The organism is Bacillus testis, assembly GCF_001243895.1.
Taxonomy (GTDB): Bacteria; Bacillota; Bacilli; order Bacillales; family DSM-1321; genus Bacillus_AD; species Bacillus_AD testis.
In genome coordinates, this window is the sequence record NZ_LN851186.1 from 1934532 (window position 1) to 1956104 (window position 21573).

At 40.7% G+C, this 21573-nt stretch carries 22 protein-coding genes and 1 other annotated feature; of the genes, 16 read left to right on the forward strand and 6 right to left on the reverse strand.

Annotated features, from left to right (window positions below):
• The first annotated feature begins 74 nt into the window (after positions 1-74).
• The 6 genes from BN1765_RS09875 to BN1765_RS09900 all read left to right on the forward strand — a co-directional run bounded on the left by BN1765_RS09875 (position 75) and on the right by BN1765_RS09900 (position 5120).
• Complete coding sequence (locus tag BN1765_RS09875; protein WP_147554171.1) at positions 75-278, forward strand: hypothetical protein; 204 nt, start codon at positions 75-77, stop codon at positions 276-278.
• Positions 279-548: 270 nt separating this feature from the next.
• Positions 549-1283 carry a hypothetical protein gene (locus BN1765_RS09880; protein ID WP_050614966.1) on the forward strand — a complete coding sequence of 245 codons (735 nt, stop codon included), beginning with the start codon at positions 549-551 and terminating at the stop codon, positions 1281-1283.
• Positions 1284-1988: 705 nt separating this feature from the next.
• The gene (locus BN1765_RS09885) at positions 1989-2486 is read left to right on the forward strand and encodes a sigma-70 family RNA polymerase sigma factor (RefSeq protein ID WP_050614967.1); all 498 of its coding nucleotides are present in this window, start codon (positions 1989-1991) and stop codon (positions 2484-2486) included.
• A 13-nt stretch (positions 2487-2499) separates the two neighbouring features.
• A complete protein-coding gene (locus BN1765_RS09890; protein ID WP_050614968.1) occupies positions 2500-3408 on the forward strand; it encodes an anti-sigma-V factor RsiV in 909 nt (302 codons plus the stop codon).
• Between the two features lie 666 nt (positions 3409-4074).
• The gene (locus BN1765_RS09895) at positions 4075-4401 is read left to right on the forward strand and encodes a hypothetical protein (RefSeq protein ID WP_050614969.1); all 327 of its coding nucleotides are present in this window, start codon (positions 4075-4077) and stop codon (positions 4399-4401) included.
• A gap of 251 nt (positions 4402-4652) precedes the next feature.
• Positions 4653-5120: a CarD family transcriptional regulator gene (locus BN1765_RS09900; RefSeq protein WP_050614970.1), complete on the forward strand. Its 468-nt coding sequence runs from the start codon at positions 4653-4655 to the stop codon at positions 5118-5120.
• A 347-nt stretch (positions 5121-5467) separates the two neighbouring features.
• On the opposite strand, the gene BN1765_RS09905 is transcribed toward BN1765_RS09900, so the two are convergent.
• Both BN1765_RS09905 and BN1765_RS09910 read right to left on the reverse strand, forming a co-directional pair.
• A complete protein-coding gene (locus tag BN1765_RS09905; protein WP_050614971.1) occupies positions 5468-6310 on the reverse strand; it encodes an SAM hydrolase/SAM-dependent halogenase family protein in 843 nt (280 codons plus the stop codon).
• Positions 6311-6361: 51 nt separating this feature from the next.
• Positions 6362-6641, reverse strand: a binding site (T-box leader).
• Positions 6642-6824: 183 nt separating this feature from the next.
• A complete protein-coding gene (locus tag BN1765_RS09910; protein ID WP_050614972.1) occupies positions 6825-8015 on the reverse strand; it encodes a pyridoxal phosphate-dependent aminotransferase in 1191 nt (396 codons plus the stop codon).
• Between the two features lie 1342 nt (positions 8016-9357).
• Between BN1765_RS09910 and nrdI the strand changes: the two genes are divergently transcribed.
• Genes nrdI through BN1765_RS09930 form a run of 4 tightly spaced genes read left to right on the forward strand, consistent with a single transcriptional unit; the run spans position 9358 to position 13261 of the window.
• Positions 9358-9747, forward strand: a complete 390-nt coding sequence (gene nrdI / locus BN1765_RS09915) for a class Ib ribonucleoside-diphosphate reductase assembly flavoprotein NrdI (protein WP_050614973.1) — start codon at positions 9358-9360, stop codon at positions 9745-9747.
• Entirely contained in the window at positions 9710-11809 is a 2100-nt protein-coding gene (gene nrdE, locus BN1765_RS09920; protein WP_187119483.1) for a class 1b ribonucleoside-diphosphate reductase subunit alpha, read from the forward strand. Before nrdI ends, nrdE begins: the two co-directional genes overlap by 38 nt.
• 21 nt (positions 11810-11830) lie before the next feature.
• Positions 11831-12811 carry a class 1b ribonucleoside-diphosphate reductase subunit beta gene (nrdF, locus tag BN1765_RS09925; RefSeq protein WP_050614975.1) on the forward strand — a complete coding sequence of 327 codons (981 nt, stop codon included), beginning with the start codon at positions 11831-11833 and terminating at the stop codon, positions 12809-12811.
• A gap of 15 nt (positions 12812-12826) precedes the next feature.
• Complete coding sequence (locus tag BN1765_RS09930; RefSeq protein WP_050614976.1) at positions 12827-13261, forward strand: dUTP diphosphatase; 435 nt, start codon at positions 12827-12829, stop codon at positions 13259-13261.
• Between the two features lie 65 nt (positions 13262-13326).
• On the opposite strand, the gene BN1765_RS09935 is transcribed toward BN1765_RS09930, so the two are convergent.
• The gene (locus tag BN1765_RS09935; protein WP_050614977.1) at positions 13327-14253 is read right to left on the reverse strand and encodes an NAD-dependent epimerase/dehydratase family protein; all 927 of its coding nucleotides are present in this window, start codon (positions 14251-14253) and stop codon (positions 13327-13329) included.
• Between the two features lie 19 nt (positions 14254-14272).
• Positions 14273-14878, reverse strand: a complete 606-nt coding sequence (locus tag BN1765_RS09940) for a TetR/AcrR family transcriptional regulator (RefSeq protein WP_050614978.1) — start codon at positions 14876-14878, stop codon at positions 14273-14275.
• Between the two features lie 124 nt (positions 14879-15002).
• On the opposite strand from BN1765_RS09940, the gene BN1765_RS09945 reads away from it, so the two are divergent.
• Complete coding sequence (locus BN1765_RS09945) at positions 15003-15644, forward strand: 5' nucleotidase, NT5C type (protein WP_050614979.1); 642 nt, start codon at positions 15003-15005, stop codon at positions 15642-15644.
• A 58-nt stretch (positions 15645-15702) separates the two neighbouring features.
• The gene (locus BN1765_RS09950; RefSeq protein WP_050616737.1) at positions 15703-16203 is read left to right on the forward strand and encodes an NUDIX hydrolase; all 501 of its coding nucleotides are present in this window, start codon (positions 15703-15705) and stop codon (positions 16201-16203) included.
• A 71-nt stretch (positions 16204-16274) separates the two neighbouring features.
• Here the strand turns inward: BN1765_RS09950 and BN1765_RS09955 are convergent, their stop codons facing one another.
• Both BN1765_RS09955 and BN1765_RS09965 read right to left on the reverse strand, forming a co-directional pair.
• Entirely contained in the window at positions 16275-16460 is a 186-nt protein-coding gene (locus BN1765_RS09955) for a hypothetical protein (RefSeq protein WP_050614980.1), read from the reverse strand.
• A gap of 313 nt (positions 16461-16773) precedes the next feature.
• Positions 16774-17097 (reverse strand): hypothetical protein, encoded by a 324-nt coding sequence (locus BN1765_RS09965; protein ID WP_050614982.1) that lies wholly within the window; start codon positions 17095-17097, stop codon positions 16774-16776.
• A 157-nt stretch (positions 17098-17254) separates the two neighbouring features.
• Here BN1765_RS09965 and BN1765_RS09970 point away from each other — a divergent pair, with 157 nt between their 5' ends.
• From BN1765_RS09970 to BN1765_RS09985, 4 genes are all read left to right on the forward strand, one after another.
• Positions 17255-17845, forward strand: coding sequence for a hypothetical protein (locus BN1765_RS09970; protein WP_050614983.1), 591 nt, complete (start codon positions 17255-17257; stop codon positions 17843-17845).
• Positions 17846-17965: 120 nt separating this feature from the next.
• Positions 17966-18214 carry a hypothetical protein gene (locus BN1765_RS09975; protein WP_050614984.1) on the forward strand — a complete coding sequence of 83 codons (249 nt, stop codon included), beginning with the start codon at positions 17966-17968 and terminating at the stop codon, positions 18212-18214.
• 551 nt (positions 18215-18765) lie between these two features.
• On the forward strand, positions 18766-19353 hold the full coding sequence (locus BN1765_RS09980; protein ID WP_050614985.1) for a TVP38/TMEM64 family protein: 588 nt from the start codon (positions 18766-18768) through the stop codon (positions 19351-19353).
• Positions 19354-19496: 143 nt separating this feature from the next.
• Positions 19497-21545 (forward strand): catalase, encoded by a 2049-nt coding sequence (locus BN1765_RS09985; RefSeq protein WP_050614986.1) that lies wholly within the window; start codon positions 19497-19499, stop codon positions 21543-21545.
• The last annotated feature ends 28 nt before the right edge of the window (positions 21546-21573 follow it).

Consider the following 21573-nt stretch of genomic DNA (forward strand, 5'->3'; position numbering starts at 1 on the left):
TTGTTTTTTTACAGTGATAGCTACTACGACAGCCATAAAAATACAAGTCCTTTATGGAAATAGGTGCGATGGAAATGAAGGAATTTCAAGATTGGAGAATGGGCAATTCTGGGCTGATTTGGATATCTGCTGCTAGTTGGGGTTGTGGGGGGGAGGTGCTGAAGAATGCCATTGCTGTCCGGATAAAACGAAAGTACAAGGGAAATGAAAAAAATAGGATAAACATGTTACCGTCAGTGAAGCTGCCGGTTTTTTATTTGTTTGCAAAGAGTGTTTGATAAAGCGCAATTAACGTATAAACACGCAATATTGTAATGAACATATAAAAATGAATAGGTTGAACATATTCCAATAGTAATTCTCGATAGGCTAAAGGCTTGATAATTCTAGGTAAAATATCAGTTTCTATTATTTGGATATCAAGAAAGGTACTTTTTTAAAACATTCTCTCTATTTAAAATGATATAATAATATAATGTTTTAGATGTCAAGGAAGGATGGGATGGAAACACCCTTTACCTCCCTACAATTTAAGGGGGATTTTTAGAATGGTTGGATTAGGGGCTACTTTATTTATTGTTGGGTTTTTAGCAGGAATTGTCTTTTTAGTTCTTGCTGCCAAAGATATGATCAAAAAGAACGGTAAGGCAAAAAGAAAATTTGCTTATGTAGGTGGTAGTTTTGGATTGGTCATTGTATCACTGGTTCTTATAGGAATATTTGCTGATCCTGTGCCAGCTGAAAACACCAAAACTAACGATAAACAAGTGGATAGCGAGAAAACGAAAGAAGCAAAAGCGGCTGATTTAAATGCAAAAGAGGAAGCGCAGCAAAAAGAATCTGCTGAGAAAGAAGCTGCTGAGAAGAAAGAGAAAGAAGAAGCTGCTGCTAAGAAGGAAGCTGAAAAAGAAGCGAAGAAACAAGCTGAGCTACGCGCTAAACAACAAGCAGAAGCAGAAAAGAAAGCGAATGCTCAAACAATTGATTATAGTCATTTAAAGAAAAATCCTGACCGCTATTCTGATCAATATGTAAAATACGTTGGCCAAATTGTTCAAATTCAAGAAAGTGGTCATTATACAGCTATTAGACTTGCTGTTACCCAGACTTCTTATGGATATGATTTTAATGATATTATCTGGGTTGAATATGACGGATTAACGGATTTTGTTGAAGATGATATCGTTACAGTATATGGAGAAATTGCTGGAACTAAAAGTTATAAAAGTACCGCCGGTTGGAAAATCACTATTCCAGCTATAGTAGCGGATCATATTGAATAATCAAAGTTTTAATATGCAAAGCCCTTATTGTACTCTGTAAGGGCTTTTGTAATAGTTTGGGATAATAATTGATTCTTTATCTAGAAAAATAGTCGTACGAAAAAATGGTATTATTTAAAAACATTGAGTGAAAATGGAAATACAAGTGAAAGTTGAATAAATGAAGGAACAAGAATTGTTGGAACAAGCTGAAACAGTAATATTTCCAGAGTTCTGGATGTATAACAAAAACGGCCACAAATGAACATTTGATTTCAAAGATCAATCATTTTAGTTGGCTACAAATAAGTAAACTCGCTTAGTGGATAGGCGAGTTTTTTTCAATCTTAATAAACAAATGATTTCTTTTATAAAGGCTTTTTCTTGCAACTATCAAAGTATATTGACTAGAAACTCTGTCTATAACTAGAGCAAAGCTTGCTAAATAGTCCAATAAGAAAAAGAAAATATATTCACATTGGATGATATACAAACGGAGAGATCACAGAGATTATAAATTATACTAGTTTTCTTCCTTGCTCCCGATCGATAAGGACGGAGTATACAAGGAAGAAAAGAGCTATTTTAGAAGGGTCAGTCCACAATTGCAAGGCATCCACTTAAATGCAAGAAAAAATACACAGGATAAAAACTTTTTCAGCAGCCAAGCCGTTCATATAACGTCAGTGATTACACCAGAGAGGGATCGAGAAGGGGTTTAGCGCGATGAAAGATCCATATATGGAAGAAATATTTATTCCTTTTGTTCTAGAGCATAAGGAAAACCTGTACCGTTTAGCGTACAGTTACGTAAAAAACAAGGAGGATGCATTGGATATTGTCCAGGATTCCATCCATAAAGGTATTGTTGCCATCCAGCATGATAAGCGGCCGGAATTCATCAAGAGTTGGCTATACCGTATCGTGGTCAATACATCGATTGATTTTCTGAGGAAATATAAGCGAGTGGATATTATGGACTGTGAGAAGATAGAATTTCATAGCGCGTACCATCGCGATCATTATGAAAACATCGATCTGGCAAAAGCGATGGATCAGCTGCCGGAAAAATACCGAACCGTAGTTATTCTGCGGTTTTTCGAGGATTTGAAGATTGTTGAGATTGCCCAGGTACTCGATTTGAATCCAAATACGATTAAGACGAGGCTGTATAAAGCCTTAAAATGGCTGAAAATCAACTTGAAAGAAGAAGATTATGATTAGGGGGAGCAAGCAAATGGACCCGAAACTGGATCGTTTAAAGGAAGAATATATGAATATCTCAATCCCAAAAGAATTGGATCAAGTTGTGGCGCAAGCGCTTCACGTTGGCATCACGATAAACGGGGCACAAAAGAAGAAAAAGAAACGAAAGACATGGATGGCATATGTATGCAGTGCAATTGCAGCCGCTGCTTTATTGCTTGTATCCGTGGTCAATATTTCGCCTGCAGCAGCCAAATCATTAGCTGAGGTGCCGCTGATCGGAAAACTTGTAGAAGTATTGGCGTTTCGTGAGTACTCATATAATGATGGCCAATTTTCGGCGGATATTAAAGTCCCTTCTATTCATCATATGGAGAATAAAGGGCTTGAACACGGGTTGAACGAGAAATACTTAGCGGAAAACAAACAATTATTCAAGGATTTTAAAGAGGAAATGGAAGCGATGAAGAAGCAAGGGGGAGGCCATCTTGGTGTTGATGCCGGATATAAGGTGGTGACAGATAATGGCCAGCTGTTATCGATTGGCAGGTATAAAGTAGTGTCGCAAGGGTCGGCCTCTACGCAAATAGAGTACGATACAATCGATCTCAAACGCCAAATCTTCATTACCTTGCCTAGCTTATTCAAAAATGAAGGTTATGTGGAGGCGATTAGCCGCAATATCATTACACAAATGAAACATCAAATGGAAAAAGACGAAGATGTCCATTATTGGCTTGATCCGGAGAATGATCTGCCTTATACAGGAGTCTTCACAAAGATCAAAAAAGATCAAAACTTTTATGTCAACGCCCAAAATCAATTAGTCATCTCGTTCGATGAATATGAAGTAGCGCCGGGATATATGGGAGTTTGCGAATTCACCATCCCGACCGAAGTGATAAAAAGGTTCCTTGTCAGCAATGAGTATATCAAATAGCTTCATTCGAGGCCCTGCTGAACCCGGTAGGGCCTTTCGGGATCAAAAAAAAGACCCGGAACTATACCGGGTTATAAAATCTATATTAATTAAGGGGGGTAACCTTATAAGAACATCATAACGCTTAAATATTAACAATCTATGAACAACATACTAATCGTTTATTAATAATGGATAAAGAATTATAAGCTAGACCAAGTGAAGACAATGCGGAACGGGTTGATGATCTAGCTTAAAGTTCGGCAGATGCTTATGAATTCCTGTTGTACATATACCGCTGTACAGCATTTCTGGGATGCGTTACCCATTGGCCACTTTTTTCTTGGAGAGCGCGCTTCGTGTTTTTAATAAGAACATCTTGTCTTTCTTACTTAAAATAGTCCAAATGCCTACTTTAATATTCATCTTAGCCACTCCTTTTATAGAATAATGATCACCAAGCTGTAACTCGTTTGCTGTACTCTTTAAATACCGTCATTTTTAAAAAAATAAACGTTAAATCGTTATACAAATATCTACAATTCCTGCCAAGCATAGGAACCAAAGAAAGAGTTTTGTCTATTCTTGCCGACTGTGCGAGAGACGTATATCTTGCTCGGTTTCAACACATAGGGGATAGGGTAAAAGGATGGAAAATGCTAGTTGTTAAATAGTGGAGGGGTTTGTATGGCGGATGCCTATATTGTAGCCGGTTTAAAAGAATGGCAAGAATCATTGGAGAAAAAAAGAGATGCTTTGATTGAGTTGGATCATAAAGCGATGCAGGAATACGAATTGTTGAAAGTAAAATACAATATTGCTACGAAAGCCTGCCAGAAAGCGGAAGATTCAGAGATTTATTATGACTTATATGTTGAAAAAATAGAAACTGAAATGAAAGAGAAGGAGCAGTTAATGATTGATACCCACCATGATAACCGTAAAGCGATCGATGATTTGAATATCTTGATTAAAAATATTGAGGATGCTGTCGAGGCTTCCGATGGGCTTTAAGGATGTTCATTGATCCCATTCTAACTGAAAAACAAGGATTTTTTCGCCTGGTCATTGAATTCAAGTAATAAAAGCGCCAAAACTGTTTGTTTGTGAGGTAAATATGTGCTTTTTTAAACTCGATCTAATCGTTTTGTGAAAACAATTATAAATCGTTGACACAACAGAAAAAAGCGTGTTAAAATAAAAAATTATCTAAATCCATCTAATTATGTTATAATAAATAGGTAACATATTCGGAGGTGGAATTATTGTTTCAAGTAGGCGACAAGGTTGTATATCCTATACACGGGGCAGGCATTATAGAAGCAATAGAGGATAAAGAAATTTTGGGAGAACATCGTCAGTATTACATTATTCAACTTTCATTAAATGATCTGCAAATCATGTGTCCATTGGGAAATGAAGAGAAGCTGGGTTTGCGTCCTGTAACAGATGCAGAAACGATGAAAACCCTGTTGGATCGATGCCGGAAAGGTGAGACAGATCGATTGCTTCCCTCCAAGCAAAGAATTAAAGTAAATAGCGAAAAACTAAAAACGGGCAATATCCGTGAAGCGGCAGAAGTCGTTCGTGATTTGACGCGTATGCAGGAAGAAAAACCGTTGAATTCCAGTGAAAAACAGATGCTGAATAAAGCTCGGGGCATTTTATTGAGCGAACTTAAGCTGGTCAATGGCATTTCTGATATGCAAATCAAAAATTTGTCGTTGGTTTAAATAGTTGCAATTATATATGTAAAGGCCGCCTTTCTTTTGGAAAGGCGCTTGTTTCTTGTTTAGAATATGGATTCCTTCATTCGGTTTAGAAAAGGCCGATTTGTCGGGTCTTATGGGCAGTCTTCACTCCTCACTTTCTACCAGCCCCTACATAGTTAAATCGTTAAATGAGGGAGCTGTCCCGTAAGTAGATTTAAACGCAAAATGGAGAAAGGCAGAAACGTTGATCAACGTTTCTGCCTTTCTCTTTCTTATGTCTGAAGGATTTTTTCAACACTCTCAGCCTTAAAGGTAGAGGTTGTACGAACGTTACAAAGCATTTTGCGTGAGAGGTGGGAGTTCAAGGGTTATAGTGCTTTGCCAATAGTTATGTGCCATTCATTGCCTGTGCCGATCGTATATGTATCTGCAAATGATTTTTGATTTAAAGCAATCCCTAAATGATCAAGTGAATTCATATAAATGATTGCCTCTTCTAATTGACTGTCGGCAAAAGATCGGCCATAAAGAACCTCTTCCTCGTACACCACGATGCCTTCTTTCTCAATTTTCACCCATGCTTTTTCTCCCAGTGCGATATCCAATTCCTTAAACAATTCTCTCGGTATATTTGTCCACAAATTACCGAAACAAATATCGAGAATTTCTATAATGCCAATTATCTGATTTTCGCTTCGATAAGCTTCAAATAAAGGGAGCTCAATTAGGGAATCAACTGGAACTTCTGGCCCCACTTCCTCAAAATAAATTTTGCCTGAAGCTAATCTTGCTCCTGTATAGGCGTAAACATCGCGGCCGTGGAAGGTGTATGATTCTCCTGAACGCGGCAATCGGTTCACGCTTTCATCGAATAATCGTGCTTCGGCAATTCCAATTTTATTTTTAATATGGGAAAGGGTACCATTGTCCGGTGTTACCACATAGTGTCCATCCATTGTTTTGACGACAATACTTCTGCGGTCACAGCCTACCCCCGGATCAACTACAGAAACAAACACGGTGCCCTCAGGCCAATAAGAAATGGCCTGCAATAGACGGTAGGAACCTTCCCATACATTAAATGTAGGAATGTCATGCGTGTTATTACTGATTTTTAATGTTGGGTCAACTGAAAGGGCTACTCCATACATGGCGCTGACAGCTCCATCACTTAATCCAAAATCCGATTGAAAAACTAATAACTGTTTCATATTAACCCCACCTATCTATTTTTTATTAAAAAACACCACATCCTTATCAAGCATAAGGACGTGGTGTAAATTCACGTGGTGCCACCTTAATTCGCTGTTTATTCACATAAACAGCCTCCATAAGTGTATAAGTGCAAAAAACATACTTATTTCACTTTGTTATTGATAACGGGTACCTAATCCCGTCGGAACTTACTTGTATAGCTTACCGTATACGTTCAGCACGAGGCTCAGAGGCCATTTTCAAAACTGTATTTCACGCTTCTTTCCAGCTGCCGAAGCTCTCTTTAGAGAAATATCCAGAATTTACTCTTCTCTTCAATGCCTTTATAATATTTTGAATTTAGCGTTATTCTAACTAGGTTTTTTTGAGGCCGTCAATAGTAATTTTATCCACGGGTGGAATGTGTGATTTTAATATTAAAAAAATATTGAAGATGACCCTAATTTCTTCGATTTTCCCCTTCGGTTGAACATTTTGTTTTTTATTCTGGAAAGGCGGTTTGCTTTTTGTTTAAGGGAATGTCTTCTGGCCTCTATCTGTAAATATGCCGAGTTTTCCGATTCGATTGACAGCTTCCAACAAGCGTTCTTTGCTTTCAACCAGCCCGATTCGTACAAATCCTTCGCCATACGCTCCAAACCCACTGCCGGGAGCCACAGCTACATCTGCTTGCTGGAGCAGCAGGTCGGCAAATGCCTCTGAAGAGAAACCATCGGCGACAGGCATCCAGACAAAGAAAGAACCGGGCGGCGGATTGCCGTGCCAGCCTATTTGGCGGCATGCATCCATGAAAGTATTGCGTCTGTCCTCATACATGTTAACCAATTCTGCCGCATAGCCATTGCATTCGGATAGAGCGATCGAGGCTGCATCCTGGATTGCTGGGAATATACTCACATACATATGGTCCTGCAGAAGGTTGATCGCTTCGATCACATCTGAATTGCCTACAGCAAAACCAACACGCCAGCCGGCCATATTAAAGGTTTTGCTCATCGTATAGATTTCGATACCAACATCTTTGGCATGTCCAGCCTGCATAAAACTTGGCGGTTTCTGTCCGTCGAAACCGATTGCCCCATAGGCGAAATCATGGACAGGTATAATTCCGTTCTTTGCGCAATAGGAGGCCGTTTCTTCAAAGAATGGCATTGTGGCGCATGCGCCGGTAGGATTGTTAGGATAATTCAGAAAAAGAAGCCTGGCCTTCTCAGAGATATCTGCGGGTACTGATTGGTAATCGGGTAAGTAATTCCGTTCCTTCATTAAGGGGAGAAAGTAGGGAGTTGCACTGGCCATAGCGATTCCTGATAAATAATCAGGGTAACCGGGATCAGGTACCAATACCAAATCGCCTTTGTTACAAAAACAGATTGGCAATTCAATCAGACCGCTTTTTCCACCGAAAAGGATGGCTATCTCTTTCTCCAGGTCTAAAGATACCCCATATTCGTGATGATAGAAGGTGCGGATTGCTTTTTTAAAAGAATCTTTTCCACGAAAGGGTGAATATTTGTGGCTGGCAGGATTTCTGGATGAACGGTTCAATTCATCTACTATTTTTTCAGGCGCCGGCTGATCCGGATTGCCTTGGCCAAGATTGATAACATCCTTGCCCTCTGCTTTTGCCTTATTCACTTTATGAACCAATGAAGAAAAATATTGAGGCGGCAAACTCTGTAATGTTTTGCTGTATTGCAAGAAAAGACCCCCTAAACAAATGAATAAAGACAGAAAATTATGTCTTTATTCATTTTACCGAGAGATACATTGAGAAACAATGCTTTTTTGTATGTAGGCTTTAGTCTTAGTAATTCTATGGTTCTTCCTTTCATGGAAGTGATCCGCCATTTTTTTATCTGCTCCCTGATCAGATGGATATTCACCCGAAATCATTAGGCAGAATATTAGTTGGTTCTACTCGGCTTCTATCATTGATTGCAGGGAAAACCAGCATGGCCAAACCCTCTGATTTATGATTCACGTATAATTTTTGTAGATTATCGTAATTGTGGAGTGAAGGTTTATTTGGTTGGCTGTATTGACAATTCGCATGATTGTCTTTATATGCACTAAAAGACTGGCTGTTACGTTAGGCTGTATAGCTTCAAATAGAGAAAGATCATTATATTCCATGTTTTTGCTATATATTGCTAGTGAACTGAAGTATAAATGTCTAGATAAAGAATATGTCTCTTTTTTCCTGTAAAATATGTCTCTTGTATCATTATTGGCTATTTCCTTATGGGAATTGTCAAAAGAAAATGAATAACAAGAGTGAATCTGCTTGTTTTTATGCCGGTTCTGCGATTGAATGAAAATTTTTTTATTTTTAGCAGGAAAAACTAAAGAAATTATTATGTTAATAAAATATTTTTGTGTGTAAGTTTTTCTTATTTGCCTTTTAGATTTTCATCATAATCTTTGGTGATTCTACTTAATCCGACATTGTTTTTAAATCTGGTTAGCTGTCCCCACATGCCTCTTAACGAACCTTTCACTTTAAGAGGCAAACCTTTGTGATCGTCCAGAAATAAATGGGCAACATGGTACAATCGTTTGAGACCTATTTTAGAAGACAAGGATCGCCGGAAGAGGAGAGACTATTTTGATAAATACTAAAAAAAATCAATATATAGTGTGTGATTTTGTGATAGAATCTATATATATGCATTATCTGTTTTTGGCAACAAAAAAATTTTTTATTTTTTTAATCGGTAAATGATAGAGCCAATAAGACGCCAATGCTTGATAGCACGCATTTTTTTCTGTCAAGCCCCTTTTTTGCAAAGACCGTTTATCGAAATGTCAACACATTTTTCTAATCAAAAAACTCCTAATTTGAGAGAGAAATTGATATTATAGAGAACATATGATTCATCAGAATATCTCTCTTTTCGACAAGATGAACAAATGGCCATATTGTTGTTGGAGTGATGTTTCGTTGTGTCCATAGAGTCTTTATATTTAAAAAATGTTTATCACTAGCATGACTGTCATAAGAGAATAGGCGCAAGTCAGTGAAGGGAGGCTGAGATAGCAGATGTTGCTGGTATTTGATAGTTTAACAGGGAATGTACAGCGTTTTGTGGAAAAACTTGATTTTGAGAGAACGATCAAAATCACTGACGGACTGCTTGTCGAAGATCCTTTTGTTTTAGTGACCTATACATTCGGATTTGGCAATGTCCCCGATCGCACTGCAGCCTTCCTCAACCAGAACGGACATTTACTGCAGGGAGTGGCGGCAAGCGGCAATAAAGCTTGGGGCTCCAATTTTGCAAGGGCGGCAGACCATATTTCCGATCAATTCCTCGTTCCGGTTTTGTTGAAATTCGAATTGAGCGGAACTAAAAATGATATCGAAGCATTTAAACAGGAGGTAGCAAGAATTGATGAAAGAACAAATTCCAAAGTGGCTCAAACTAAATAATGAAATCATGATCAAGAAAGATGGTGTATTTCAGTTTGAAAAAGATAAAGAAGCTGCCCATAGCTACTTCGTAGATAACATAAACCAGAACACGGTCTTTTTTCATGATCTGAAGGAAAAGATCGATTACTTAATCGAAAATGATTATTATGAAAAAGAGTTTCTTGATCTGTATACGTACGAACAGATCAAAGCGATTTTTGATCTAGCATACGAGAAAAAATTCAGATTCCCGTCCTATATGTCCGCCTTCAAATTCTATAATGACTATGCGCTGAAGACGAATGACAAGGAAAAAATCCTTGAGCGCTATGAGGATCGAATTGCCATTGTTGCCTTGTACTTAGCGGACGGTGATTTTGAAAAAGCAAAAGCACTGGCTGAAATGATGATCAACCAGGAATTCCAGCCGGCGACACCGACATTCCTGAACGCCGGAAGAAAACGGCGCGGCGAACTGGTCAGCTGCTTCCTGCTCGAGATGAATGATTCCTTGAATGATATCTCAATGGGGGAAAACATGGCGATGCAGCTTTCGAAGGTTGGCGGCGGCGTATCAACGAACCTTTCCAAAATCCGCGCTAAAGGGGAACCGATCAAAGATATCGAGAATGCCACTAAAGGCGTCGTTGGCGTGATGAAGCTATTGGACCATGCGTTTAGATATGCTGATCAGATGGGCCAACGCCAAGGATCAGGAGCCGTCTACCTGAATATCTTCCATAAGGATATCAACGACTTCCTGGAAACCAAAAAAATCTCTGCGGATGAGGATGTACGTGTCAAGACCCTTTCAATAGGCGTTGTCATCCCGGACAAGTTCATCGAGCTGGCTCGTGAAGATAAAGATATGTATCTGTTCTATCCATATTCAGTTTATAAAGAATACGGCGAATATTTGGATGAGATGAACATGACGGAAATGTACCAAAAGTTAGCCGAAAACCCGAATGTGCGCAAAGAAAAAATCAATCCGAGAAGATTGCTTGAAAAGATTGCGGCCCTTCGTTTCGAGTCAGGCTATCCATATATTATGTTCCGCGACAATGTAAATAATGTACATGCCAATAACCATATATCCGAAGTGAAGTTCAGCAATCTTTGCACGGAGGTCCTGCAGGCAAGCAAGGCTTCCTCTTATCAAGATTACGGCGTAGAGGATGAGATCGGCCTTGATATCTCATGCAATCTGGCATCACTCAATATCGTCAATGTCATGGAGAACAAGAGCATCAAGGAAACAGTCAAGCTAGGAATCGATGCTTTGACGACTGTATCCGAAAAGACATCCATCAAAAACGCGCCTGCAGTACAAAGAGGGAATGAATTGATGAGAAGTGTCGGGTTGGGTGCAATGAACCTCCATGGATATTTGGCCAAAAACCGCATCAGTTACGAAAGCGAAGAGGCAAGGGACTTCGCCAATACGTTCTTTATGATGGTTAACTTTTATTCATTGGAACGGTCTATGGAAATCGCCCGTGACACCGGCAAGAAATATTACCGCTTCGAAGAATCGACGTATGCTACCGGTGAGTATTTCGAACAATACTTAAATGAAGATTTCTCGCCTAAGAGCCCAAGAATTCAAGAGTTATTCGAAGGTATCCATATCCCGACAATCGAGGATTGGCGCAAGTTGAAAGAGGACGTTATGAAACATGGCTTAACAAACAGCTATCGTCTTTGCATAGCGCCTACTGGTTCGATTTCATATGTACAATCGGCCACCGCTTCTGTCATGCCGATCATGGAAAGAATAGAGGAACGGACCTACGGCAATTCAAAAACGTATTACCCAATGCCATATGTAAGCAAAGAAAACTGGTTCTTCTTTAAAGAAGCGTACGATATGGACATGTTCAAAGTTGTGGATATGATCGCCACGATCCAGAAGCATGTCGACCAAGGCATTTCCTTCACATTATTCCTGAAAGACACGATGACAACCCGTGATCTTAATAAAATCGATCTGTATGCCCACCATAAAGGCATTAAAACACTATACTATGCACGCACCAAAGACACCGGGCAAGAAGGGTGCCTGTCATGTACGATTTGATTTAAAGAGGGGAGCAACAAAATGACTAAAGTATTTGATGCAGCAGATTGGTCCAAGCAAGAAGATAATTTTACGCAGTTATTCTATAACCAGAATACAAAGCAATTCTGGCTTCCGGAGGAAATCAGTCTGAACGGCGACCTTCTGACGTGGAAGTTCCTGAGCGATGCTGAAAAAGACACGTACAAGAAAGTCCTGGGCGGATTGACTCTCCTGGATACGGAACAAGGAAATACGGGCATGCCGAAAATCGCCGAACAAATCCATGGACATCAACGCAAAGCGGTTCTGAACTTCATGGCCATGATGGAGAACGCCGTCCATGCCAAGTCTTATTCCAATATCTTTCTGACACTCGCATCGACAGAAGAAATCAATGAAATCTTCAAATGGGTGACAGAGAATAAATTCCTGCAGAACAAAGCCAATATCATCGTGGGCATTTATGAAGATATCAAACCAGGCGACCGCCTGAGCCTATATAAAGCGATGGTGGCTTCCGTCTTCCTGGAAAGCTTCCTTTTCTACAGCGGTTTTTATTATCCATTGTATTTTTATGGACAAGGGAAGCTGATGCAGAGCGGGGAAATCATCAATTTGATTATCCGTGACGAAGCCATCCATGGCGTCTATATCGGTCTGTTGGCCCAAGAGATCTATAATGATCAGGATGAAGAAACCAAAGCGGTACTTAAGGATTTCGCCTACAGTTTGCTTTTAGAGCTTTATGAGAATGAAGTGCTTTATACGGAAGATCTTTATGACCAAGTGGACCTTGCATCGGATGTTAAGAAATTTGTCCGCTATAACGCCAATAAAGCCATGCAGAATCTTGGTTTCCCTCCTTATTTTGAGGAAGAAGAAGTCAATCCGGTCGTCCTGAACGGCTTGGACACCAAAACAAAATCCCATGATTTCTTCTCGATGAAAGGCAACGGCTATAAAAAAGCGTTAGTGGAACATCTGAAGGATGAAGACTTTTATTTTGACGATCAGCAATAAGGAGACAGACAAACCGTGCCTAAACAAATTAAAGTGAAATATTTCAATCAAAATATAGAAAAAATCAACAAGATTGCCATTGGGGACTGGATCGACCTGCGGGCTGCCGAGACTGTAACGATGAAGCAGTTTGATTTTCAGCTCATTCCCCTGGGAGTCGGCATGAAATTGCCTGAAGGATACGAGGCAAATGTCGTTCCACGTTCAAGTACGTTCAAGAACTTTGGCATATTGCAAACCAATTCGTTCGGTGTAGTAGATGAATCCTATTGCGGCAATGACGATCAATGGTTCTTCGCGGCTCTTGCCATGAGAGATACGGTGATTGAAGAAGGCGACCGCATTTGCCAATTCCGCATCAACAAAAAGATGGAAAGCGTCGAAATACTGGAAGTAAGTGAATTGGAAGAACAATCCCGCGGCGGTTTCGGAAGCACCGGAAAGAAATAATAGGAAAAATCCCTTCTCCACCTCATGTGGCAGAAGGGATTTTTAGTATTCGGAACCGTATACGTTTACCGGCTTGCCAGGCTTTTAAGTGTCTCGGCAATTCCTTTTTCATACGGTGTTTTGGGAAGGGGGCCTATCTCTCTTTCATATTTTGAACCGCTTAGGATGTGAGGTTTTTCGTATAAATAGAAGAGTTCCTTGACCTCCCTTAATTGGGAACTGAATAAACCTGCCAGACTTAACATTCGTCTATTGATTGTGGCGACGGAGCGCTCATAGGAGAAGGATTTCCTGGCGATTTCGATTATGTCATGGCCGGTAATTGTGCCGGCACCAGGGATATTCCAATGCTGATTGTAACACTTTGGAGATAATGCCAGATGAACCAATGCTTCGGCTCCATCCGGTGTATAAATGAACTCTCTGGCAAGTGCCGGATCGCCTACATATTGCGCCCGTTTATTTTTTGCTATTTTTTCAAGCGTCAAATGCAAAACAGTATTATAGGCATGGGGGCCATAAAAATCAGGGAAATGAGCGATAAGATAAGGCACTTCTGCTTCATGCAATCGGTTAATCATATCCACTCGAATTTTTCCTTTTTTTGTAGAAGGCCTCATCGGTGTCTCTTCTGTCAGGAGGGCTTCTTTTTGTTCTCCATAGCAGTAAATATTATCGACTAAAATCAGAGATAAGTTTTCTTTTCGAGCGGTTTCAATTATATTACTGAACAGGATGGGAAGACCTGTCCGCCAATTTCCATATGGAATATTTAGGGCCATGAAAAGATGGGTACACCCTTGGGCGCAATCCTGCAACTCATTAAGCAAAAAGGCATCGCAGCTCTTTGTTTCAACATCCAAGTTTGAAAAAAGGGTTGTTAATTGATCTTCATTGCGTGCAGCCGCTACCGTGGCGATCCCCCTTTTATGTAATTCCTTGACAATCGCGACGCCCATACTGCCGCTGGCACCAAGCACGAATGCTTTCATCTGGGTCACTCCTTTTTAATTAGGTTACATCCTTTAATAAAAATGCAATATGCCTCTTGGAAAATCCTTCTACTGCTTTATAAGACAGGTCTGTCTGTATAAAATGCAAGATAAATCCTTCTAATGATAGATAGAGGGAAAAGACCATATGGACATTGGCTCTGTTGGGAAATAAAGCTTGAATCTGAGAGGAAAACAAGGCATAACAGTTATTGGAGATGCCTGCTATACTGGGATCATCCTTCCATTTTGTCTGAAACATCATGAGATAACGGGTTTTGTTGTTAAAAGCAAATTGGATAAAAGATAGGCATAATGCTTGTGCTTGTTCCTGAGGAGATGGAAAGGGAGTTTCCGCGACTTCATTGATCTTTTTTTCTAAGGAAGCGAAATCATGTTTCATTACCTCATGCAGCAATTCGCTTTTGTTGCGAAAATGATAGTAAATGGCTCCATGGCTATAACCTAATAGATTGGCAATTTGCCGAATTGATAGTTGTTCATAGCCGTTCCGAACAAAAAGTTCCCTTGCTGCATCTACTATTCTTTGGCGTGTTAATTCTTTTTCAACTACTTTTCTTGCTGAGATGGAAACCACTCCTTTGTTTAATTGACCACTGTTCAATTAAATAATACAGATCATCCTAAAAATTGTAAATAAAAATATTTTTCCCATTTGTTAGCAGGAAATTCTATTATCTACTATAATTGAGGTAAATAGATCATGAATGCTTTAAAGGAGAAACACCATGACAAATCAGAAGTTTATACATAAGGTCAGTAAAGTAACCGGCAAGAATTTCAGGGCGACCATCATGCTTGATATGGATGACGTACTGGCGCAGTTGGGGGCTGCCTGGATCGATATATATAATGAGAGGTACGAAGATCAATTGACCACTCAGCATATGACTGAATGGGACACCTCATTAATCGTGAAGCCGGAGTGTGGAAAGAAAGTATATGAATTGCTAAGGGAACCAGGAATGTTCCGTTATTTGCAGCCGACGCCGTATTCTCAGGAAGTAGTCCGGCGTCTTGTTGAACGCCAATATAATATATTGATTGTTTCGGATGCGCCAAGAGGGCATGCCCATTGCGAATTTAAAGCAAACCCGGATTTTGTGGCCAATCCAGCAGACGATAAGCGGGCTTGGCTGCTCGAGCATTTTCCAATGATCCCGCAGGAAAATGTGTTCTTCGGCAGCCAAAAATACTATGTACGCGGGGACATCCTGGTTGATGACAAACCAGCTACCCATGACATGTTTACGGCACTTGGATTGCCTGTCATTCTGATGGACCAACCATATAACCAACATATAAAAGCAAAATGGAGAGCTAAAAATATGCTGGAAGCAGAGGAAATGATCTATAGAGTTTTGCCTTAATATGCAGGGTGTGACTGAAGATCAAGCGAAAAGATTTTTTGATAAAAGGAGTAAAACAATGCTACCTTATACCATTTGCTTTATACAAAGCGGCTCAAAGATTTTGCTGTTAAACCGCAATAAAGCTCCTAATATGGGGCTATGGAACGGCGTAGGCGGCAAAATCGAAGCCGGTGAATCAATCGAAGATAGCATAAAACGTGAAATCCTTGAAGAAACCGGATTAGATCTCGACAATGTGGAATACAGAGGAAAGGTCATTTGGCGAAGCGAACGTGGAGAATCAGGCATGTATATGTTCGTCTGCTGCTTGGATCATCCTGTTGCCGAAGACGTTGCTGTTCAGACGAGGGAAGGTATATTGTCCTGGAAGGAGCTCGACTGGATATTGGACAAAGAAAATAAAGGGGTCGTTTCCAATATCCCCTATTATTTAGGCTGTGCTTTACAGGAAACGGGGATATATGAACATAGGTTCACATACAAAAATGGGATGATCATGGAGTACAGCAAGCAGGGATTGGCTGAAGAACACGCTCCGCTAAGTGAAATGGTTTAAAGTTGAAGATATGGCCGCTTGTTTGGCCATATCTTTTATTGTGCTCTATAGAGGACAGGGGAAGCAGGTATTTACGGAATTTTAGGGCTGTGCTTTTCCTTCATTCGTTTACGGAATTTTTCTTTTTTCTCTTTGAATGCTTGTTTGGCTTTAGAGTCTTTTTTGCTGGCCGGCCAGCCGTCATATTGTTCACGTTCCAAAAACATTTCATCAATCAATTCTTGTTCATATCGTTTGTCTAGATCTTGTGGTTTCATATTCCACCGCCTTTTTAAATGATGGAGATATTATTTATTTACCCCAAAATCCATTCTTATTACTGATGATTAAGAACAAACTAGTAATTTTAATATTGCGAAATCGATCAAACAAGGCCCAATTCTCAGTCCTTGTTTGATTTTCGTATGTAACTAGTATGTTAGGGTAGTATGCAGATTTTTTGGTTATTGATATTTCTGTATATAAAAAAGCACTCCGGCTATTCGGAGGCTTTCTGCCAAGGCTTTGAGGAAATGGACCGAATTCCAAGTCATTTGCTATCTTAGCATTAATCATAACTCCAAAGGCAATTTACACCCAATATTTCCTCTCTTCCATATGTGCCCATACCCCGTGTTCATTTTCATAGCTGTACAAATCAAATGGAATCGCCTCGGTGTTGTACCCGTATCGTTTCAGCCACACTTCCGCAATGGTCATTAATTTTTCTTTGCCGGCCGGGCTGGCATCGGCGGTTAACACTTGGCATTCAACCATTGAAATGTTACCTTTCAGATAGAGCTGTGCCTTCCAGCCGGACACCATTGAATGTAAAATGACGTATACATTTCCATTTTCATTTTTATATTGATTGCTGAGGCGATCATAATACCAGTCTCTTCTGGTAGAACCCATTGGAAAATCCTCCGTTATTCTGTAATATCTATATTATAGCATCATATATAACAAGCGATATAGTAGTATAAGAGAATACATATAGATGGTACTTTGATTAAAAAGGCCTCGTTCAAAAATGGTTCACAATCCAGTAATCAGGTAAGGAAGTGTACTTATGGAAAAATATCAATCAATGACATTAACAAGAGGAAATCTGCAAGTGTCCTTTAAACACCTTAACGAAGGCTACTATGGAGAATATAATCCATCCAATATACTCGATTGTCGATTATTGCGGTTCTTTGTGCTTACATACGATGAAGGCTCAGGGAAGTTTGAAGAGATTAAACATACATCGCACTTAACTTTTTTGCGTGTATCCACCCCTGATGTGTTGCTGAAAAAGGCTTTGGAAATGATCATGGATGCGGTTGTGATGAATATGAAGGAAGGGAATCCGATAGAAGGGGTTTGCAAGGCTATGTCCTTTATCAATACATTGGAACTTGAAGAAGCATTGACTCCGGTCGATTATCAAATGAAGCCGAGACGGATTGGATTTGCGGAAATTTTTCAGACAACGGATCCTGAATTGGCACAGCATAATGGGAAAGCATTCGAAATCCTCCGGCCATTGGCTGGAGATGAATCAGAAAGCGGCATCTCCGAAAGACGGTATGAAATCATTCTGGAAACCAATGAGACGCTTATAGTGCCGGAAGAGGAGATTTCCACTTTCGAATCATTTGAACTAGCGTATCTATAAAAGTGTGCTTTCCAATAGGCAATAAAACAGCAACAGATGTTTTGTTGCACGTATTTTGGATAAACAGAAGATATACGTACAAAGCGTCACTTAAAAAAAGGAGAAAGCAGGTAGCAAACGATGAAAGAGAACAACTACGATGTGCACCATGCAGAAGAGAAAAGCGAGTACAAGCCGAATATTGCTTATATTTCTGAGCTGGCAGGCTTTTTGAAAAAACGGGCAGGTTCCGTCTTTACGGAAGAGGATTACCAATCTGCTTATTTGCTGCTGGAAAAAATGAATCAAAATGAGGCTGGAAATCGTTCGATAATCGCTAGGTTTATGAAGGAGTTAGACCAAATGCAGGGGGAACGGAACTCGCATTAAGTATATGGACTCCTGATAGGCATGTGCCGCCACAAGAAAAAAGCGGGCCTGTGCAAGTATATGATGGGCAGGCCCGCCTGATTTTTTGAAAAGTAAAGATTATATCATACATACGGATGAACAGCGATCAATCCCCAGTAAACTTTCCCCACCCTAATGAATTGTCCGGATAACAGTTCCAAGCGTTTTCCTTCATAAAAACAAACTCCCTATGATTATACAGAAAGTCAATAGTCCGGTCCGCTACAGCAAACAAATAACGTATTCACTTTAGGGCAAGATGATCTAAAGGTTATATACATAAATGGAAATTTTGATCGGTGCAAGTCCCATGATCAGTAGTTGAACCAATCGGATTCTCACTTTCTCTTACTCCTCCGCCGTTTTGCCTATCAATGGAAACGGGATTCTTAACGTTAATCGGAATGGAATAAAAATGAAAAAAAGGTTAAAAATAATGCATAGCACTATGTATCTAAAACGAAGGGCACCGTATTTCTGAAATCGAATTCTTGTTAGTTGGAAGAACTGGGGCAATAGAGGTGAATACGATGATCGGACAGCTTACTTTACATGCCTTAACGGAAAATATAGACTCCGTTTTAGTTTCCTATAAAGGGCTTGGACTGGTGAAAATCAGCGCCCTTTTGTTTATGGAAGCTTTTTTTCCTTTGATCCCTATTTGCGGACTGGTTATTTTGAACGCGGCTGCCTATGGCTTTACGGAAGGATTGCTCCTTTCCTATATCGGTTCGTTAGCTGGAAATTGGGCGCTTTATGCGATTTTCTATTATTTTGGGCATTTTTCCTTTTTTACAAAGCTCAAGCAAAAAGAGAAAATCAAAACATACGCCGGCTGGATGGAGAAAAGGGGAGTCGGATTAATCGCTTTATGTTGTTTGATCCCCATTATTATCAATTCGATTGTCGCTATGCTTGCCGGAATCAATCGGATTCCTTTCGGCAAGTTCGCCTTTGCTTCGGCCCTCGGGATTTTTGGGTTGTTTTTAATCCTGTCTTATATAGGGGCAAGTTTGACTGCCATGTCGGTAAACTATTGGGAAATCGGCATCATCTTGTCCGTTGTCGCCTTCCTTGCCTGGCTTGGCTGGAGGATCCAGCACCAGTTGTCAAGTTAATCTAAAGGGCGGGCATCGCTTCGTTGATAGGCGCCATACTCTCTAAGATTTCGCACTCATTGCATGAATATATAGCGCCTCCGGGAATACACTTTTCTAGAATGCAAGTTCCTTCAAAAACTCTTTCTGGGAGGCAGCCGAATATGGATAAAGACAGAGGCACGAAAGCCAATCGGAAAAGCGAGCAGCTTGAAGCTTTCCGTAAGCAATCGCAGGGAAAGGTAATGACCACTAACCAGGGCGTAAAGGTCAACGATGACGAAAATACATTAAAAGCAGGCAAACGAGGTCCAACTTTGTTTGAGGATTTTCATTTCCGTGAAAAATTGGCGCATTTTGATAGAGAGCGGATTCCGGAAAGGGTTGTACATGCAAGGGGATATGGCGTACACGGCGATTTTCAGGTATATCAGTGCATGAAAGAATGGACAAAAGCTTCTTTTTTACAGGATCCGTCTGTAAAGACCCCGGTTTTCGTCCGTTTTTCCGAAGTTTCCGGTTCAAAAGGAGCGTATGAGACCAATCGGGATGTCCGCGGCTTCGCGGTTAAATTTTATACCGATGAAGGCGTATTCGATCTGGTGGGCAATAATATCCCTATTTTTTTTATTCAGGATAGCATAAAGTTTCCAGATTTGATACATGCATTAAAGCCGGAACCACATAATGAAATACCGCAAGGACAGTCCGCGCATGATACGTTTTGGGATTTTATCGCCAATAATCAAGAATCTGCCGCTATGATGATGTGGCTGATGTCAGACAGGACAGTGCCAAGAAGCTTTCGCATGATGGAAGGTTTCGGAGTACATACATTCAGGATGGTTAATGAGGCGGGGGTATCCCGGTTCGTTAAGTTCCACTGGAAGCCTGTACTCGGCGTCCACTCGCTCCTTTTTAAAGAAGCGCAGCAAATAGGCGGTTATGACCCTGATTTTCACCGGCGTGACTTATGGAGCAATATTGAAATGGGGAATTATGCCGAATTTGAATTGGGCGTCCAGATGATTCCTGAAGAAGATGAAATGATGTTTGGTTTCGATATCCTCGATTCCACTAAATTATGGCCGGAAGAGGATGTGCCGGTCACAATTATCGGTAAAATGACATTAAACCGCAATGTTGATAATGTGTTTGCCGAAACCGAGCAAGTGGCCCTGCATCCCGGCAATATTGTTCCCGGCATTGATTTCACGTCCGACCCGCTCTTGCAGGGACGTTTGTTTTCTTACACGGATACGCAGTTGTATAGAGTAGGCACCAATTATAAGGAACTGCCTATTAACCGGCCTTTATGCCCTTTCCACAACAACCAGAGAGACGGGGCGGCACGGATATCCATCGACTTGGGACAGGTAGCTTACCATAATAATTCCTTGGCGAATAATACGCCGGTCACAGTTAGCGGCGAGGACGGCGGATTCGTGTCGTACCCTGAACAATTGGGAGGAACGAAAACAAGAGAAACCGGGGAGCTATTCAGCGACCATTTTTCACAAGCACGCTTATTCTGGAACAGCATGAGTGATATCGAAAAAATGCATATCACAGAAGCCTTTAGTTTTGAGCTGGGCAAAGTGAAAAGTCTTTCGGTCAGGGAACAGGTAGTCGATATGATTGCCCGCATATCCACTTCTCTCGCGGAAAGTGTAGCGCGGAATATCGGCGTCGAGGTACCGTGTGAGTGCAAACAGATCGAAGTAAGCAAATCCTCCCCGGCGTTGAGCCAGGCTAATACCGTCTTTTTACCGTACACGTTAAGAGTTGGCGTGATCGTAGCAGAAGGATTTGATGGGCAGATGCTGGGGGCCGTTCTAGCCTACTTCAAGAAATACGGCCTTCAGCCTGTCATTCTATCAAAACAACTCGGGCGCATAACTGGCAATAACGGGATGGAATTGGACGTGGATGATTCATTTATCACAGGCGCCCCCGTATTGTATGACTCGTTGTATGTGATTGGCGGGGAAGGGCAATGCCCTTATTTTGTCGGGAAAGCGCAGGAATTTGTCCGCGAATCATTTAAACACTATAAACCGATCGGTGCAAGCGGTCCGGGGATTGGAATTATCCAATCTTTAGGGATTGAGCAGGAGGATGGCGTCATTATTGGCCAAGGAGCGGCCGAATTTGCCGGCAGGTTCATACCTGCAGCCGCCCAAAGAAGGTTTTTTGGCAGAAGTATTATGTAAACCACAACAAGGGATACAGACAGGGCTT